At 49.8% G+C, this 472-nt stretch carries 1 pseudogene; it reads right to left on the reverse strand.

Going from position 1 to position 472, the window contains the following annotated elements:
* Positions 1 to 133 precede the first annotated feature (133 nt).
* Positions 134 to 472 (reverse strand): annotated as a pseudogene (locus D7X99_RS42015) (translational GTPase TypA); the annotation flags it as partial.

Below are 472 nucleotides of genomic sequence, written 5' to 3' on the forward strand. Positions count from 1 at the left end.
AGATAATTGTGACAAAGCTCTCTATTGACGTAATCCCAGACTTATAAGGGAGATACTCGCATTGGTGTGCGCTCACGACAGGTAAAAAAAAACCTGCCAGCGATGGCAGGTTTTTTATAACTAAAAAACGAAATTAATCGTCTTTCGGTGCGCGGTTGGCGCGACGACGATCGTTTTCCGTCAGGTGACGTTTACGAATACGGATAGAGGTCGGGGTCACTTCTACCAGTTCGTCATCATCGATGAACTCCAGAGCTTGTTCCAGAGTCATGCGGATAGGCGGAACCAGAACAACGGCTTCGTCAGTACCGGAAGCACGCATGTTGGTCAGTTTCTTACCGGTCAGGCAGTTTACAGTCAGGTCGTTAGAGCGGCTATGAATACCGATAATCTGACCTTCGTAAACTTCTGCACCGTGACCGAGGAACAGCTTACCGCGATCCTGCAGACCGAACAGCGCGAACGCGACCGC

The organism is Corallococcus sp. AB032C (assembly GCF_003668935.1).
In the GTDB taxonomy this organism is placed as follows: Bacteria; Myxococcota; Myxococcia; order Myxococcales; family Myxococcaceae; genus Corallococcus; species Corallococcus exiguus.